This window comes from Vagococcus sp. CY53-2 (assembly GCF_022604695.1).
Classification (GTDB): Bacteria; Bacillota; Bacilli; order Lactobacillales; family Vagococcaceae; genus Vagococcus.
Map to the genome: position 1 here is coordinate 29,751 of NZ_JALAHP010000001.1, position 18,541 is coordinate 48,291.

At 33.6% G+C, this 18,541-nt stretch carries 16 protein-coding genes; 15 read left to right on the top strand and 1 reads right to left on the bottom strand.

The window, feature by feature from the left end:
* The first annotated feature begins 17 nt into the window (after window positions 1–17).
* The 9 genes from MN581_RS00195 to MN581_RS00235 all read left to right on the top strand — a co-directional run bounded on the left by MN581_RS00195 (window position 18) and on the right by MN581_RS00235 (window position 8,948).
* The gene (locus tag MN581_RS00195; RefSeq protein ID WP_117972113.1) at window positions 18–965 is read left to right on the top strand and encodes a thymidylate synthase; all 948 of its coding nucleotides are present in this window, start codon (window positions 18–20) and stop codon (window positions 963–965) included.
* A 27-nt stretch (window positions 966–992) separates the two neighbouring features.
* Window positions 993–1,487, top strand: coding sequence for a dihydrofolate reductase (locus MN581_RS00200; protein WP_117972114.1), 495 nt, complete (start codon window positions 993–995; stop codon window positions 1,485–1,487).
* A 186-nt stretch (window positions 1,488–1,673) separates the two neighbouring features.
* Window positions 1,674–3,791 (top strand): penicillin-binding protein 2, encoded by a 2,118-nt coding sequence (locus MN581_RS00205; RefSeq protein ID WP_241698903.1) that lies wholly within the window; start codon window positions 1,674–1,676, stop codon window positions 3,789–3,791.
* Window positions 3,792–3,935: 144 nt separating this feature from the next.
* Window positions 3,936–4,085 (top strand): 50S ribosomal protein L33, encoded by a 150-nt coding sequence (gene rpmG / locus MN581_RS00210; protein ID WP_071457069.1) that lies wholly within the window; start codon window positions 3,936–3,938, stop codon window positions 4,083–4,085.
* Window positions 4,086–4,636: 551 nt separating this feature from the next.
* Window positions 4,637–5,014: a hypothetical protein gene (locus MN581_RS00215; RefSeq protein ID WP_117972116.1), complete on the top strand. Its 378-nt coding sequence runs from the start codon at window positions 4,637–4,639 to the stop codon at window positions 5,012–5,014.
* 52 nt (window positions 5,015–5,066) lie between these two features.
* The gene (locus tag MN581_RS00220) at window positions 5,067–5,786 is read left to right on the top strand and encodes a gamma-glutamyl-gamma-aminobutyrate hydrolase family protein (RefSeq protein WP_117972117.1); all 720 of its coding nucleotides are present in this window, start codon (window positions 5,067–5,069) and stop codon (window positions 5,784–5,786) included.
* A 163-nt stretch (window positions 5,787–5,949) separates the two neighbouring features.
* A complete protein-coding gene (locus MN581_RS00225) occupies window positions 5,950–7,311 on the top strand; it encodes an MFS transporter (protein WP_241698904.1) in 1,362 nt (453 codons plus the stop codon).
* Between the two features lie 104 nt (window positions 7,312–7,415).
* Window positions 7,416–7,589, top strand: coding sequence for a hypothetical protein (locus tag MN581_RS00230; protein WP_158559330.1), 174 nt, complete (start codon window positions 7,416–7,418; stop codon window positions 7,587–7,589).
* Between the two features lie 141 nt (window positions 7,590–7,730).
* The gene (locus tag MN581_RS00235) at window positions 7,731–8,948 is read left to right on the top strand and encodes a multidrug efflux MFS transporter (protein ID WP_241698905.1); all 1,218 of its coding nucleotides are present in this window, start codon (window positions 7,731–7,733) and stop codon (window positions 8,946–8,948) included.
* Window positions 8,949–8,986: 38 nt separating this feature from the next.
* On the opposite strand, the gene MN581_RS00240 is transcribed toward MN581_RS00235, so the two are convergent.
* The gene (locus MN581_RS00240) at window positions 8,987–9,178 is read right to left on the bottom strand and encodes a YjzD family protein (protein ID WP_117972120.1); all 192 of its coding nucleotides are present in this window, start codon (window positions 9,176–9,178) and stop codon (window positions 8,987–8,989) included.
* Between the two features lie 132 nt (window positions 9,179–9,310).
* On the opposite strand from MN581_RS00240, the gene dnaE reads away from it, so the two are divergent.
* The 6 genes from dnaE (at window position 9,311) to MN581_RS00270 (ending at window position 18,540) form a co-directional block, all read left to right on the top strand.
* Window positions 9,311–12,631: a DNA polymerase III subunit alpha gene (dnaE, locus tag MN581_RS00245; RefSeq protein ID WP_241698906.1), complete on the top strand. Its 3,321-nt coding sequence runs from the start codon at window positions 9,311–9,313 to the stop codon at window positions 12,629–12,631.
* 176 nt (window positions 12,632–12,807) lie between these two features.
* A complete protein-coding gene (pfkA, locus tag MN581_RS00250) occupies window positions 12,808–13,770 on the top strand; it encodes a 6-phosphofructokinase (protein WP_117972122.1) in 963 nt (320 codons plus the stop codon).
* A gap of 33 nt (window positions 13,771–13,803) precedes the next feature.
* On the top strand, window positions 13,804–15,558 hold the full coding sequence (gene pyk, locus MN581_RS00255) for a pyruvate kinase (RefSeq protein WP_241698907.1): 1,755 nt from the start codon (window positions 13,804–13,806) through the stop codon (window positions 15,556–15,558).
* Between the two features lie 171 nt (window positions 15,559–15,729).
* Window positions 15,730–16,890 carry an MFS transporter gene (locus MN581_RS00260; protein ID WP_241698908.1) on the top strand — a complete coding sequence of 387 codons (1,161 nt, stop codon included), beginning with the start codon at window positions 15,730–15,732 and terminating at the stop codon, window positions 16,888–16,890.
* Window positions 16,891–17,102: 212 nt separating this feature from the next.
* Window positions 17,103–17,975: a S1-like domain-containing RNA-binding protein gene (locus MN581_RS00265; protein WP_117972125.1), complete on the top strand. Its 873-nt coding sequence runs from the start codon at window positions 17,103–17,105 to the stop codon at window positions 17,973–17,975.
* Window positions 17,976–18,072: 97 nt separating this feature from the next.
* The gene (locus MN581_RS00270) at window positions 18,073–18,540 is read left to right on the top strand and encodes a Fur family transcriptional regulator (protein ID WP_117972126.1); all 468 of its coding nucleotides are present in this window, start codon (window positions 18,073–18,075) and stop codon (window positions 18,538–18,540) included.
* Window position 18,541 lies beyond the last annotated feature (1 nt).

The window sequence follows — 18,541 nt, forward strand, 5'->3', positions numbered from 1 at the left end:
TTGTTTGAGGGGTAATTATGGAAGAAGCATATTTAGAATTAGGCCGAGAGATATTAAATAAAGGTCATGAAAAGACTGATCGTACAGGTACTGGGACAAAAAGTCTTTTTGGTTACCAGATGCGTTTTGATTTAAGTCAAGGATTTCCTCTGTTGACAACCAAACGTATTCCATTTTCTTTAGTGAAAAGTGAATTGTTATGGTTCCTTAAAGGTGATACAAACATTAAATATTTGTTAGAAAATAACAACCATATTTGGGATGAATGGGCTTTTGAGAGATATGTCAAAAGTGAAGACTACAAAGGACCTGACATGACCGACTTTGGTCGTCGATGTTTAGTAGATGAAGAATTCAATCAAGCGTATCAAAAAGAGATGACTTCTTTTAGAGAAAAAATGTTAATGGATGATGAATTTGCTGAAAAATATGGCGAATTAGGAAATATTTATGGTTCTCAGTGGCGTCGTTGGAAAACGTCAACAGGAGACACCATCGACCAATTACAAGATGTGATTGATATGATTCGACACACTCCAGACTCTAGACGGTTAATCGTGTCAGCATGGAATCCAGAAGATGTGCCATCGATGGCTTTACCACCATGTCACACGTTATTTCAATTTTATGTAGCAGATGGAAAATTAAGTTGCCAATTGTATCAACGTAGTGCAGACGTCTTTTTAGGTGTTCCGTTTAATATTGCAAGTTATGCTTTATTAACACATTTAATTGCACATGAAACGAATCTTGAAGTGGGAGAGTTTGTTCATACATTAGGGGATGCTCATCTGTACAGTAATCATATCGAGCAAATGACAGAACAACTTTCAAGACAACAACGAGAGTTACCAACACTTTGGTTAAATAAAGAAAAACAATCAGTGTTTGATTTTGATATGGATGACATCAAGATTGAAGGATACCAGCCACATCCGAGTATTAAGGCACCGATTGCGGTGTAGGGGAAATTTGGGAGGAAATAAAGAAATATGATAGCAGCAATATGGGCTCAAGATGAAAATGGTTTAATTGGGAAAGATGATAAATTACCGTGGTATTTACCAGATGACTTACAATTTTTCAAACAAATGACGGAAAATAATACGATTGTGATGGGAAGGAAAACGTTTGAAGGAATGGGTAAAAATCTATTGCCTAATCGTCAAACCATTGTGTTAACATCAGACCAATCTTATGATGGGAATGGTGCGATTGTCATGCATTCGGTAGATGATGTATTGAAATATGCCGAAGAATTTGACGGGATTACTTTTATCACTGGTGGTGGTGAGATTTATAAAACATTTTTGCCTTACACTGATGTATTATATCGTACGTTGATTCAATCAACATTTGAAGGAGATACTTATTTTCCTTATATTGATTGGGGAGAGTGGAATATTGTTAGTACCAGCGAAGGCACTGTTAACGATGATAATCCATACCCACATGATTTTGAGACATACCAACGCCATCAATCGTAACACCACCAAAGGGACTGATGAATGATCTTGTTCACCAGTCTTTTTCTTTAGAACAAAAAAGAATTATTAAAAATTTTACAAAGCGTCTTTTTTTCATTGAAAAAAATAATTAACAGTGAGATACTTTATTTTGATAGTATAATAATGGGGGTATTTTATGCGACCATTAATGAGGAGAATCAATCAATGAGCCAAAGAAATAAAGGGAATTTTTTATTCAGTAAAAACAAACGAGGAAAAAAAACGAAATCTCATGTCCCCATCAGACTAGATATTTTGTTTTTTATTGTGTTTATATTATTCACTATGTTAATTGTGAAATTATCTGATTTACAAATTAAAAATCAAGAAAAATATAAAGCAATTGTCTCAAATGGTCAAAAGAAAATTATTGAAGAAAAAGCACCTAGAGGGTATATATATGATTCAAAAGGAAATGTTTTAGTTGGAAATAAAGCCACACAAGCAATTCTGTTTACTCGATCAGCAGGAATGAATGCAAATGACATTCGTAAAGTGAGTCAAGATATTGTCAAATTAATTGATATCGAACCAGATAAGTTAACGGATAGAGATAAAAAAGATTATTGGTTATCTAAGCCAGAAAATCTAGTTGAGGCACAAAAACGATTGACTGTTTCTGACAAAGTAAACGCAAATGGGCAAGAGTTGTCTAATAGTGATTTATATACGAAAACCGTTGATAAGGTGAAAGATAGTGAGATTAAGTTTAATCAAGAAGAAATGAAAGAAGCCTCTATTTTCAAACGAATCAATGGTGCGGCAGCCTTGGAACCTGTCACAATAAAAAATGATAATGTGACACCTGAAGAAATTGCAAAAGTTGGGGAAAATACAGCGGCTATTTCTGGACTATCTGCTGGAACAGATTGGGAGAGAGACTATCCTGAAAAAGATCAAATTCGTTCCATTCTTGGAACGGTATCAACTGAGAAACAAGGGTTACCTGAAGATGAGATTGATGAATATTTGAAAAAAGGCTATCAACGAAATGATCGTGTAGGGTTAAGTTATCTTGAAAAATCATATGAAGACACGTTAAAAGGTAAAAAAGGGCAAGCCGAAGTTGTGACTGATAAAGATCAAAAAATTGTGTCGAAAAAAGAAATGAAAGCAAGTGAAAAAGGCGATAATTTAATGTTGACAATTAACCTTGATTTTCAACATAAGGTAGAAGAAATTGCTAAACGTCACTTTGAATCACTTCAACAGGCAGGAAAAACTCAGTATTCTCCCGGAGTATATGTGGTAGTTACTAATCCAAACAATGGTGAAGTGTTATCAATGGTAGGTCTTAGTAAAGATCCAGAAACTGGGGAATTGGTAGATGATACATTAGGAACCATCAATAAAGCTTTTGTGCCAGGTTCTTCTATCAAGGCGGCTACTGTAATGGCTGGTTATGAAAATGGGGTCATTAAAGGCAATCAAACCTTTATTGATGAACCATTAGTTTTTAGTGATGGAACGAGAAAAACGTCTCTTTTCAATCAGTATTCATCTATTGCGTTAACAACACAACAAGCACTTGAAGTCTCTTCGAATGTCTATATGATGAAAATTGCATTAGGTATGATGGGAGTTGAGTACGTACCAGGGATGTCTTTACCTGTCGATACTAGTATTTTTGATAAATTACGAAAAACCTACGAAGAATTTGGTTTAGGAACAAAAACAGGGATCGATATTCCCCAAGAATCTGTGGGTGTGTTGAATAAAAATTATAAAGATAAAGATGGGAAGTATATTCCTGGTATTATGGCCAGTGCATTGGATTTATCTTTTGGTAACTATGAAGCATATACACCTATTCAATTGGCACAATATGTGTCAACAGTCGCTAATGGTGGAACACGATACGCGCCTCATGTAGTAAAAGGAATTTATGGTAATAGTGAGAATGGTGAATTGGGAAAAGAGAAAGAATTGATTCAACCAAAAGTAATGAGTAAAATTGAAGGTAGAGAAGAGGAATTTGATATTATTCAAGAAGGAATGTATCAAGTTGTCAATGGATCAATGGGAACTGGGAATGAACTACAAGGAGCGAGTCTTCCAATTGCAGCAAAAACAGGGACAGCTGAAACATTTGCAGTTGATCCGAAAACAAATCAAGCAGTATCCGTTATAAATAGTACGATTGTGGGTTACGCACCTTATAATGATCCAAAAGTGGCGGTTAGTGTGATGATTCCCCAAATTAGTGATGATAACATGGCAACTAATCGTTTGATATTAAAAGAAGTCATAAATGCCTATAATGAAGAGTATAATAAACAATAAGTGAATTTTATGTATTTAAAACTGTAAAGGAGAAATCCTTAACGAATTTGTGAAAAAGACTAGAAATTTTAAATAAAACATGATATGATATTCAAGTGTCAAGTGTGATACTTGAATATCTAATTTATTTCGGAGGGAAACATAATGCGCGTAAATATTACTTTAGAATGTACAGAATGTAAAGAAAGAAATTATCTTTCAAACAAAAACAAACGTAACAATCCTGAACGTTTAGAAGTTAAAAAATATTGTCCACGTGAACGTAAAGTGACGTTACACCGTGAAACAAAATAATTTTTTGAATTATGAGCTAGAAACCTTTTGTAGTAAGGGTTCTAGCTATTTTTTATGCTTAATTTTATCGAGTGAATATGGTTTTGAATACGGTTTGTTTGAAAAGTTTTGAAAGTAGGATTTGTTTTAACAGAATGTTTAAGAGCTGGACTTTCTTCTTTTTTATTTAAATAGAAATATTACTCATTTAAAAAATGGAAAATGTTATCATTAAAATAGTAGTGAATCGTTAAAAAATACAATGTTCAAGTTATTTTGAATGTAAGCATAGGAGAAAATAAAAATGAATTTAAAATTGTCGGCCTCCAATCTTTTTCAAAATTAAATTTGGCTAATTTTTTTGATAATTTGTTCTTTGATCTTTTTGTCCTCCAATATACTAAACTTTTTCCTTTTTAATTCCACCATTTATTATAGCTCACTGACTTATTTAATCAATATGTTATAAATAGCTAAACTTTAGTCATTATTTTAATAAAATAAAACGATATCTTTTTGCTTAATCGATTTTGTGTTATGATTTAATAAAATGTTCATTATTGGATGTAATTATGAAAAAATATTATTTAATGATTGTGTTATTTGGGTTATTTCTTTTAGCAGGATGTGGTCATAAAGCAACAGGAGATAAAGCATTATATGGTGAAGTTAAAAGTGCCTTAACTAGTAAAATAGATTCATATGATGATGAGAAGAAAAAAGAAGTGAAAGAGGAATACGGTTTAGATAAAAAATCACTCGATGACTTACCTTTGGCTATTTATAATATAAAAGGTCGTTATGTTGGAGTGATTAAGTTAGATTCTAATGATGAGTACTTTTATTATAGTGTTAAAAAGAAAAAAATTGTGACAAAAATTGATGAAACTATTTTGCCACAAGACTTGGAATCTTTCACACCAATCTATAGTCAAAACAATTTTAATTGACAATGTCCATTAAATTCCCTAAAATAACAGAAATACACATAAATGGGGGAATATTATGAAAAAGATTATAGGGATTTCAGCTAATGAAGTGGTTGATGCAGGAGAAACATTGCATCATTTACCAATTTCGTATTTACCGGCCGGCTATGTTCGTGCAGTTCAAGAGGTCGGAGGAACTCCCCTTGTTTTACCAATTAGTCAACCTAAAGAAGCTAAAACTTATATTGATTTGGTTGATAAATTAATTTTGACTGGAGGACAAAATGTCTCACCATCGCTTTATTCCTCTAATCAATCGAGTGAGGCCTTTTCTTTATTAGAAAGAGATTTATTTGAAATAGCTCTTATAGAAGAAGCGATTAAGCAGAAAAAACCTATTTTTGGTGTGTGCCGTGGCATGCAGTTATTGAATGTCTACTTAGGCGGAACTTTGCATCAAGATTTAAGTTTGCGTCAACCAGAACCAATCCGCCATATGCAAGCCCCTATTGAACGATGGATTGCTACACATGATATCTTCTTTGAGAAGGATAGTGTTTTAACACCCATTTATGGTGCAAAAGCCACAGTTAATTCGTTTCATTTTCAAAGTATCAACAAAATTGGCAATGATTTGAAAATAACAGCAGTCAGCGAAGATGGTGTGGTAGAATCAATCGAATCATCTTCCGATAATCATAAAATACTAGGTGTACAGTGGCATCCAGATTTTTCATATAATGTAAATGATAAAGAAAAAGGTGTATTTGATTTTATTGTCAATTCATTTTAAGTTTATTTTACTTTTATTAGTTGACAAGTGACGTTTTTTTTTTTAAACTGATAACGGAATAAATCGTACAGATAACACAAGGTTAACTTGTGTCGATAGAGAGGCGAAATTTATCTTTAAGGATAAGTTTCGCTTTTTTTATGGAAAAATGGAGGGAATTTTTATGTCAGAAAAGAAATTTCATGTTAATTTAGCTGTTCTAGCAACTGGTATGATGGCTTTTTCGGGAGTGTTAATTGAAACAGCAATGAACGTGACGTTTCCAACGTTAATGGAAGATTTTAGTATTTCAACATCACAAGTACAATGGGTGACAACCATTTATCTGTTGATGATCTCAATCGTTGTACCACTATCATCTTATTTAATTAAAAATATCAGTCGTCGTAAGTTGTTTACGGTTTCAAGTATATTATTTTTAGTTGGTGTTGTGGTTGATGCTTTTGCTGGTGGGTTTATCACGCTACTTGTTGGGCGAGTACTTCAAGGGATTGCCACAGGGATTGCATTGCCATTAATGTTTAATATCATTTTAACAAAAGTTCCAATGGAAAAAAGAGGAATGATGATAGGAATTGGTAATTTAACAACATCAATTGCCCCAGCGATGGGACCCACATATGGTGGAGTCCTAACAACAACGCTAGATTGGACTTATATTTATAAGTTGTTGATCCCGGTTTTAATTGTATCTACATTGGTTGGTTTATATGCTATTCCAGAAGAAGACACATCAGTGAGTGATTCAATTAATGCTAAAGCCGTTCTTTATTTATCTGTGATGTTTACTGGATTATTGATGTTCTTTAGTTATTTAGAACAACCATTAGGATGGGTAGCATTAGTGGTTGGATTAATTAGTGCATGGTTATTCTATAAAACAAATAAACAAAAAACATTGCTTAATTTAGTTGTCTTTAAAAATGCACGGTTCACTATTTATTTGATGTCATTTTTGGTTTATCAAATTCTGTTACTCGGTGTATCGTTTGTTTTACCAAACTTTATTCAAATCGTTCAAGGGGTTCCAGCATCTAAGGCGGGAATGATGATGTTTCCAGGTGCGTTAGTCGGTGCGTTATTTGCACCGATTTCAGGAAAAATATTAGATAAATTAGGCTTTAAAAAGCCAATAGGTGTGGGAGTATTATTTGCAATTTTAGGTTGGTTAATGTTAATTATGGTCATTCAAACAGGAAACATTGCCTTAATTATTTTATCTCATGTCACTTTTATGATTGGTGTTGGGTTGTCTTATAGTAATGTCATGACAGTTGGATTATCTTCTATAAAAGAAGACTTACAAGATGATGGGAATGCTGTTTTTAGTACATTACAACAATTTATGGGGGCTATTTCAACCTCATTTGTGGCTATTGTGGTTGGGTTATTCCAATCAGGAAAAAGCAATTTTATTCAAGGAACAAGTACTGGATCGAAAGTAGCATTAATTTCTCTATTTGTTTTGTTACTTGTCAGTAGTTTCTTTGTTATTAAGACATTTAAAAATAAACAAAACCTCTAATAATTTTTAGAGGTTTTTTAACCAATATTTAATATAAAATGTGAGTTTATTATATAGATTAACTATAGTGAGTATCGTATGATATGGGTGAGGTGATGAGAAAAATGGCTTTAACAAGAAAAAAATTTTATAATGACATGACAAAAACAGAAGCTAAATTGTATGATCAATACAAACAACAAATGAAAATGGATCACCTGAAAAAAATAAAAAAAGAATTAAAAGAAATTGAGAAATCAATACAATCTATTCAACTTGATATGATAGATAAAAAATAGGATAAATTAATCATTATTTAAGTTATGTTTAAATAGTAAATTTTTTTTGATAAAATAAATAATAAATGAACGATGTACTTTCATTTAGAGAACATTGGAGTATAATGTATATGCATAAATGAAAGGGTGAATATAATTTCGATGAAAGTTGACTGGAAGCGAAACATGTATATTGCATGGATTGGTTGTTTCTTTACAGGCGCAAGTTATAGTTTGGTGATGCCATTTATTTCAATATACATTGAACAATTAGGTGCACCTAGTAATAAAGTGGAATTTTATGCAGGATTATCTATTAGTTTAACGGCGTTATCGGCTGCAATGGTTTCTCCACTGTGGGGGAGTCTAGCAGATAGAAAAGGGCGTAAGTTAATGATGATAAGAGCTGCAGCAGGAATGACCGTTACTATGGGCTCATTGGCGTTTGTTCCAAATGTTTTTTGGTTGTTATTTATGAGGTTTTGTAATGGCTTATTATCTGGTTATGTTCCAAATGCTACGGCAATGATTGCCTCCCAAGCACCAAAGGACAAAAATGGTATGGCTTTGGGAACTCTTGCTACTGGTGCTGTAGCAGGTAGTTTGATTGGCCCATCACTTGGTGGCTTATTAGCACAAACAGTGGGGATAAAAAATGTTTTCTTAGTAACAGGAAGTATTTTATTTATGACGACTTTATTAACTATCTTTTTTATCCATGAAGACTTTGAGCCAGTTGAAAAAAAAGACATGGTATCTACCAAAGAAGTTTTTAAAAGCATTAAGCATCCTAAAGTATTAATTGGTTTATTTATTACAACTGCCATTATTCAAATAGGGATGACAAGTATCAGTCCTATTTTAACACTATATGTCAGAGAACTTGGTGGAAAGACAGGTAATATTTTGTTCGTTAGTGGTTTAATAGTGTCTGTAGCAGGTGTATCTGAATTTTTCTCGGCACCATTTTTAGGGAAATTAGGAGATAGAATTGGGAGTCAATATGTCTTGTTAGGTGGATTGATCTTATCATTTTTATTTATTTTTCCTATGTCATTTGTTCAGTCGCCCTTTCAGTTAGGGGTATGTCGTTTTCTGTTAGGTTTTTCAACAGGTGCATTGATGCCGTCTGTGAATACCTTAATTAGTAAAATTACACCGATGAATGGAGTTGGACGTATCTTTAGTTTTAACCAAATGTTTACCAGTATGGGACAAGTTGCAGGACCAATGGTTGGTTCCTTTGTTGCTAATGGATTTGGTTATCGTTCGGTCTTCATTGCAACAAGTTTATTGATTTTAATGAATATTACAATTAGTTTTTTTAATTTTAAGCATCAATTATCAATACGTGAGTTGATTAATGAATTTAAGCGTTAAATAAAAAACATGTAAGAGAAAAATTCTCCTACATGTTTTTATTTTTTAGATTTTTTTGTATTGCTTGGTGCTGCCACTTCACCAATAAGCATAACAATGGCACAAGCAATTAAAGATACAATCACAGTTCCAGTGAAGTTATAATCAGTCACACCATGAAGTGCGCCACCAATATAACTAACCACTTGTCCTAATAAAATTGCCCAGATAAAAACAACAATTCTTCCCATGTTTAATGCACCTCTTTTCAAGAATTAGTTTACCAATCTTTACTTTAAAAGTAAAGGATTCCTAGATTAGTTTATAAAGAGGGAACGGATTATTATGGTATACTAAAATAAGAAAATTAATGGAGGGGTTTCATGAATTTGGGACAGTTACAAGTTAGAACAGAGTATTCATTATTATCTAGTACCAATCGCATTGAAGAACTTGTGTATGAAGCTAAAAATCGTGGCTATACAAGTTTAGCAATAACAGATATTGATACCCTTCATGGTGTCGTTATTTTTTATCAAGAATGTTTAAAACAACACATCAAACCTATTATTGGAATGACGTTAACCTATAAAACAACAGAAGAAACGGAAGCAGAGATCATACTTCTAGCTAAAAATCTGTCTGGATATCATCATTTAATGAAAATTGCAACAAAAAAGTCGATGACTGAAAGGCGAGAATCCTTTTCGTTAAGGGATGCATTTCATGATTTAAATGACTTGATTGCTATTCTACCTTGGCAAAAGAATGAGTTATATCAATTGCAACAAGCGACAAGTAGTGAGCAAATGGAGAAAAGAACCATAGAATTACTAGAACTATTAAAGCACTGTGATGTTTATGGTGGTATAAATGTTTCGCGATTGAAGGAGGAAGAACGAGATTTTTGGGGTTATTATTATAAAAAATATAATCTACCGCCAGTTGCTTTACAAGATGTTCGGTATTTAAATCCTAGTGATGATTTCTCTGTCGCAGTGTTAGAACACATTGACAGTGGAGAGCTGATATCGCTTGATTTTGAACAATTATCTGGTGATTATTATTTACCTCAAGCAACAGATTTTACTAAATGGTATCATGAAAAAAATTTAGATGAGGCTTTGTCAAATATTGAAACGATTGTGTCATCCATTGATTTACAGATCCCACTACAACAGAAATTATTGCCAAGTTTTCCAGTTCCAAATAATGAAAAGGCTGATACCTATTTACGTAGATTATGCCAAGAGGGGTTATCATGTCGCTTAAATGGTCAAGTGAATGAAACGTATCAAGCACGTTTGAATATGGAGTTAGACGTCATTCATGAGATGGGATACGATGATTATTTTTTAATTGTGTGGGACGTGATGAAATATGCTAGAGATCATCATATCGTGACTGCCTGTCGTGGATCAGCTGCAGGATCTCTTGTGTCTTATGTATTACAAATAACCAATGTTGATCCGATTCAGTATCAGTTATTATTCGAACGATTTTTAAACAAAGAACGTTACACCATGCCTGACATTGATATGGACATACCTGATAATAGACGGGAAGAATTACTTCAATATGTTAATCATAAATACGGTAAAAACCGTGTTGCGCAAATCGCTACGTTTGGTACTTTAGCAGCAAAAATGGCTGTTAGAGATGTGAGTCGAGTTTTTGGTTTGTCACAAAATGAAGCGAACAAATGGGCAAATGCTATTCCAAAAGATTTGAAGATTACATTAAGTGAAGCATATGATAAATCAAAGACGTTACGCGAATTAGTAGGGTATTCCTACAAAAACAAATTATTATTTGATACGGCAAAACGGATTGAAGGGTTACCTAGGCATGTATCGACTCATGCGGCAGGAGTCGTGATTAGTGATCAAGATTTAACAAACTTAATTCCATTACAAGAAGGAAACAATGGTATTCCATTAACGCAATTTGCTATGGGAGAAGTAGAAGAAATTGGTTTATTAAAAATGGATTTTCTAGGATTGAGAAATTTATCTATTATTGGAAACGCCTTGTCATCTATCGAATATCAGACAGGTAGGCCCTTGTCTTTAGAAGATATCCCTTTAGACGATGACAAAACGTTGGAACTATTTAGACAAGGAAATACTGTTGGTGTGTTTCAATTTGAATCAAAAGGAATTAAGAATGTCCTGCGTAAATTAGGACCGACATCTATTGAAGATATCGCGTCAGTGAATGCCCTCTATCGTCCTGGACCAATGGAAAACATTGAGACGTTTGTTAAGAGAAAAAAAGGTATTGAAGCAATTCATTACCCACATGATAGCTTGAAAGACATATTAGGCTATACATATGGCGTGATTGTTTACCAAGAACAGGTGATGCAAGTAGCTTCAAAAATGGCAGGATTTAGTTTGGGAGAGGCAGACATTCTACGCCGAGCGATTAGTAAAAAGAGTAAAGACGTACTTGATACTGAGCGAGAGCATTTTGTCAGTGGGGCAGTGGGACAAGGCTATACAAAAGACGTCGCAATGCAAGTGTACGATTACATTGAACGTTTTGCTAATTATGGGTTTAATCGGTCCCATGCGGTAGTTTATTCAGTTATTGCCTATCAGATGGCTTATTTAAAAGTGCATTACCCAACCGCATTTTTCCAAGCTATTTTGCACTCAGTAAAAAATAATCCAGCAAAAATGACTGAATACATCGTAGAAGCAAAAGAGGCTGGTTTAATCATTATTCCTCCAGATATTAATAAAAGTGAATACAGTTTTACCTTTTATAAAGGGTCAATCATCTATGGTTTTTCTTCAGTTAAAGGGATTCGTAAAGATTTCATTCAACACATGTTGACAGTCAGAAAAGAAGATGGCCCGTTTAAATCATTAGAAAATTTTTTAATGCGTTTGAATGGCAAGTGGTTAAAGAAAGCGAATATTTTACCATTAATCTATATTGGGGCATTTGACAGATTACATCAAAATCGTAAACAATTAATGATTGACCTAGATAGTATGATACAAAATATTGAATACAGTGGTGGTAGCGCAGATTTATTAGATGTGTTAACCTTGAAGAAGGAAATATGTGAAGATTTTACTGTGGAAGAAAAATTAGAGCAAGAAGTTGACTATTTAGGTACCTATGTGTCTGCTCATCCGGTTGATTTTTATACAAGTAAATTAGTTAATCTTCCTATAGTAAAAGCTAAAGATTTGTTGGCAAATCAAGAAGTGACAGTATTACTTTATTCATCTAGTATTAAAAAGATACGTACCAAAAAAGGTGAATCCATGGCATTTTTAGAAGGAACTGATCAAACTGGAAAATTATCTGTTACATTGTTTCCGGCTATTTATCGAAGTGTACAATCTATCCTTAGTGAACATGAGGTGTATGTTGTTCGTGGTAAGGTAGAAAAAAGTAAGTATAATCAAGAATGGCAAATTATAGCCAATACAGTTGAATTAGCTAAGGATATGGAAGGCATTATGAAATGTTTCATAAATATAACACCTGAAAATGACAAAAACCAATTGTTAGCAGATTTACAAAGTGTGTTATTATCACATCATGGTGAAAATCCTGTTATTTTAGTATTTCGTCATAAAGGGAAAAACACCTTGCTAAACCAAGCATATTGGGTAAATAATACACCAGACTTAATGAAAGAAGTCCATTCTTTATTAGGTGAAGGAATGATCATATTTAAGTAACCTGTTTCTTAAAAAAACATTAGAAGAAAAAATGTATTTTCAATTTTTTTTCAATTTTTACAGGATAGGCGAAGACATTTCATAAAAATAATGGTAGAATAGTCTTTGGATTTAAGTATTTTTTACATAATAAAAAATACAAAAGTAAGTACAACTTAGTAAAGGTGGTTATGACTATGAAACGCATCGCTATTTTGACGAGTGGTGGAGATGCACCTGGTATGAATGCAGCTATTCGTGCGGTAACACGTAAAGCTATTCATGAAGGTATGGAAGTTTATGGTATAAACTATGGATTTGCTGGTTTAGTCGCTGGTGATATTCGTAAATTAGATGTTCCAGATGTGGGGGATATCATCCAACGTGGAGGAACTGTGTTGTATTCAGCACGTTACCCAGAGTTTGCAACAGAAGAAGGACAACTTAAAGGAATTGAACAACTCAACAAATTCGGTATCGAAGGTTTAGTTGTTATCGGTGGTGACGGTAGTTATCATGGTGCGTTAGCATTAACAAAACGTGGATTCCCAGCTGTTGGTATTCCAGGAACAATTGACAACGATATTCCAATGACTGATTACACTATTGGATTTGATACAGCAATTAATACAGTATTAGATGCAATGGATAAAATCCGTGATACTGCAACATCTCACGTACGTACATTTATTATTGAAGTAATGGGACGTGATGCTGGCGATATCGCTTTATGGGCAGGAGTTGCCGGTGGAGCAGATGATATCATTATCCCAGAACATGATTTTGATATGGCACAAGTTGCTAAAAAAATTCGTGAAGGTCGTGACCGCGGTAAAAAACATTGTTTAATTGTTTTAGCTGAAGGTGTGATGTCTGGTCATAAATTCGCTGATCAATTAGCAGAGTATGGTGATTTTCATGCACGTGTTTCGGTGTTGGGACATGTTGTTCGTGGAGGATCTCCATCAGCACGTGATCGTGTTTTAGCAAGTAAATTCGGTGGATTTGCGGTTGACTTACTAAAAAATGGTCAAGGTGGATTATGTATTGGTTCTGTAAACAATGAAGTTGTAGCAAATGATATCATTGAAACATTAGAACAAAAGAAACATCAGCCAGATTTGAGTTTGTATGATCTAAATCATCAAATCTCTTTCTAATACAAATAAAAAATACTAAGGAGCGTTTTTTACATGAAAAAAACAAAAATTGTTTGTACAATCGGTCCAGCAAGTGAATCTGTAGACACATTAGTTGAATTAATGAACTCAGGGATGAACGTTGCTCGTTTAAACTTCTCACATGGAGACTTTGAAGAACATGGAGCACGTATTAAAAACATTCGTGAAGCAGCAAAAATTACTGGTAAAACAATTGCAATTTTACTAGATACAAAAGGTCCAGAAATTCGTACGCATAATATGAAAGATGGCATTGTTGAATTAACTACTGGGGATATTGTTCGTATTGCAATGAGCGAAGTGGAAGGAACAAAAGAAAAATTCTCAATTACATATCCAGGTTTAATTGATGATGTTCATGTAGGAAGCCACATCCTTTTAGATGATGGATTAATTGACTTAGAAGTAATCGAAATTGATTTAGTTAACAAAGAAATCGTCACAAAAGTATTAAACGAAGGTGTATTGAAAAATAAAAAAGGTGTTAACGTACCAAATGTAAGTATTAACTTACCTGGTATCACTGAAAAAGATGCGGCTGATATTCGTTTCGGTATTGAAAACGATGTTGACTTCATCGCAGCAAGTTTCGTTCGTCGCCCAAGTGACGTATTAGAAATTACTGAAATCTTAGAACAAGAAAATGCGACACATATTCAAATTATTTCTAAAATCGAAAACCAAGAAGGTATTGATAACTTAGATGATATCTTAAAAGTATCTAGTGGTTTAATGGTTGCACGTGGTGACATGGGTGTTGAAATTCCAACTGAAAATGTACCAGTTGTACAAAAAGAAATGATTAGAAAATGTAATGCTTTAGGTAAACCAGTTGTTACAGCAACACAAATGTTAGACTCTATGCAAAAAAATCCTCGTCCAACACGTGCAGAAGCAAGTGATGTGGCGAATGCAATTTATGATGGAACTGACGCTGTTATGTTATCTGGTGAAACAGCTGCTGGGGAATACCCAATTGAAGCAGTTAAAACAATGAGAAATATTGCAGTACGTACAGAAGCTGATTTAACAGATCGTGATGCTTATGCTCTTAAATTACATAAAAAAACTGATATGACTGAATCAATTGGTCAAGCAGTTGGACATACAGCGAAAAACTTAGATATCCAAACAATTGTAGCGGCAACTCAATCTGGACATACTGCACGTATGATTTCTAAATATCGTCCAAAAGCTCATATTGTAGCCGCAACATTTACTGACCGTGTGGCCAGAAGTTTAGCATTAAACTGGGGCGTATTCCCAACTGTTACAACTAAACCAGATTCAACTGATGAGATGTTTAGTTTAGCAACTAAAATTGCTAAAGAAACTGGATTCTCTAAAGAAGGAGAGTTGATTATCATTACTGCTGGTGCGCCTATTGGTGAAAAAGGAACAACTAACTTAATGAAAATTCAGTTAATTGGTTCTAAATTATGTGATGGACAAGGAATTGGCGACACAGCCGTTTCTGCTAAAGCAGTTGTAGCAACTTCAGCTCAAGAAGCAAATGATGCTATGGAAGAAGATGCAATCTTAGTTGTAAAAACAACCGATAAAGAGTATATGCCAGCAATTAAAAAAGCTTCAGCTCTTGTTGTTGAAGAAGGTGGATTAACAAGCCATGCAGCGGTTGTGGCAATTGCGGAAAATATTCCAGTTGTTGTTGGAGTTGAAAATGCAACATCACTTATCTCAAGTGGTACTGTGTTAACAGTTGATTCACGCCAAGGATTTATCTATGCAGGCGAAACAACTATTTAATGAGTAAATGATGAGTGTTTGACACAATAAGAGTGGGAGTGGTTAGCTCCTGCTCTTTATTTGTCTACGTGTATAAAAAGCGGGTTAAAAAAATATTTTAAATAACTATGGCTTTTTTTTTTAGTGGTGTGTAGAATGGTTTAGATTAGACTTTTAGAAGGGAGAAAACATATGACAAATAAAAAAAATATGATGTATTTAGCCATTTCCAATCTATTTTTAGTGTTTTTAGGAGCTGGCTTAGTTATTCCGGTTATGCCAATGTTAAAAGAAGATATGCATTTATCTGGCTCAACAATGGGATTGATGATTTCTGTTTTTGCTGTTCTACAGTTAATTGTGTCACCTATTGCGGGTAGTTTATCAGATAAAGTCGGTCGAAAATTAATCATTGCAGCTGGCATGTTAATCTTTGCAATATCTGAATTAATTTTTGGCTTAGGCCAAGTTGTTAGTTGGTTGTATATCTCTCGTGGACTTGGTGGGATTGCTGCGGCACTAATCATGCCATCTGTTACCGCGTACGTAGCAGACGTCACAACATTTGAAGAACGTCCAAAAGCTATGGGGTTAGTATCTGCCGCCATTAGTGGTGGATTTATTATTGGTCCTGGGGTTGGTGGATTTCTAGCTCATTTTGGAATGCGAGTGCCATTTTTTGCGGCAGCTCTCTTATCTTTTATCGGGTTTATTATGACAATGTTAATTTTAAAAGAGCCTAAGAAGCAATTAGTACATGGTCAAGTTGCAGAAAAAGGTTCTGTTATGGATATTTTAAAAGATCCTATTTTTACATTTCCGTTCATCGTGATTTTAATTTCATCATTTGGTTTACAATCATTTGAGTCCATCTATAGTATTATGGCAACAATCAATTTTAATTTTAGTACATCAGAAATTGCTGCGATTATTACAGTTAGTGGGGTATTAGCCTTAATTTGTCAGGTCGTTTTCTTTGATGGCATTATCAAGAAAATTGGTGAGGTCGGATTAATTCGAGTGTCATTTTTTGCGAGCGCTATATTCGTTGGTGTTATAGCTTTCACCGATAGTAAATGGGTTGTTGTATTATCAACTTTTGTTGTGTTTTTAGCGTTTGATTTATTGCGACCAGGTATTACAACGTACCTATCTAAACATGCAGGAGATAGACAAGGGACAGTGAATGGATTAAATTCAACCTTTACCAGTTTTGGAAATATATTAGGACCAATGGCTTCAGGGATGTTATTTGATATCAATCATTTTTATCCATATTATGTGTCAGCAATTGTTTTATTAATAACTAGTTTTTTATCATTAATGTGGAAAAAAGAATTACCAGAAAAATAAGAGATAATTGAGCAGTGACTCAGTTATCTCTTTTGTTATGTACGTTATAACATATGATGAAATCAAATAGCTCATGGTAGGGATTATTTACTCTATTACAGTATTAATAAACAGATTAAATCGATTGAAGAAAAAGTTTGATTGGAATTTTTAATAAACTAATGAATAAATTATGATATAATGTGAGAACAACGAAAGGATGAACAGAATACATGAAAGAATTAATAGGTAGTGTGTGGAGCGGATTAATTATTGATGAAAACGATCAGTTGTTTTTTGTGCAAAAAAATGGTGTGACATTTCATTTAAATAAATCTGAAGGCGAGTTTAAAATAGGAGACATAGTAGAAGGGTTTGGATATGAAAATCAAAAACATGATCGAATTTTTACGACTAATATTCCAGATATTCAACAACATAAATTTGGATTTGCTGAAGTAGTTGATTCAAGACGTGACTTAGGCGTGTTTGTTGATATTGGATTGCCAGATAAAGAAGTCGTGGTGTCGCTTGATGAATTACCAGAGATGAAACCATTATGGCCTAAAAAAGGCGATAAATTATTAGTGAGATTATCAGTTGATGAAAAAGCAAGACTTTGGGCTAATTTAGCAGATGATATGACATTTTTAGCTATGTCAAAAGCAGCGGATGAAGAAACAATGAAAAATAAAAATATTACGGGGGTGGTGTATCGCTTAAAAATGGTGGGAACGTTTGTCTTGACAGATGACCATTATGTGGCCTTTATTCATCCATCTGAGAGATACGAAGAACCTAGACTTGGACAAATTGTTGAAGGCCGAGTGATTGGTGTTCGTCCAGATGGCATGCTAAATATGTCTTTAAAACCAAGAGCGTATGAAGTTATTTCTGATGATGCACAAATGATTTTAACATTTTTAGAACGTTCTAAAGATGGCATGATTCCATTTAGTGATAAATCAACACCAGAGGAAATCAAACAAACTTTTGCTATCAGTAAAGGTCAATTTAAACGAGCGTTAGGCTCATTGATGAAAGAAAAAAGAATTACTCAAAAAGATGGTAAGACATACCTAATAAAAGATGAAACATCTAATTGAGAATAGGTTGATTTTGTACATTAGATAAATTATAATCTATATAAGGTCATTTGGTTTTTAAATGATAATAATTATAAATAAGGATGTGCAAGCTACTATGGAACAGCAAAGCCTTGCGTTACAACGGATAAAAGATCAATTGTATGAAGCAAACTATAAACTAACACCACAACGTGAAGCCACAGTACAAGTGTTGTTAGAAAATGAGAAAGATCATTTATCGGCTGAAGAAATCTATATGCTCGTGAAATTAAAAACACCTGATATTGGTTTAGCGACTGTTTACCGTACGCTTGAAATGTTGACAGAATTAAGTATTTTAGATAAAGTGAATTTTAATGATGGTCTAGCAAGGTATGATATGCGAAAAGAAGGTGCCAAACATTTTCATCATCATCTTCTTTGTTTAGAATGTGGAAATATCGATGAAATTGAAGAGGATTTATTAGGTGAGGTTGAAAAGATAGTCGAAAATCGTTACTTTTTTAAAGTAACAGATCATCGCCTAACCTTTCATGGTATCTGTCAGGCTTGCCAAAAAAAAACAAGTGATTCTAATAAATAGA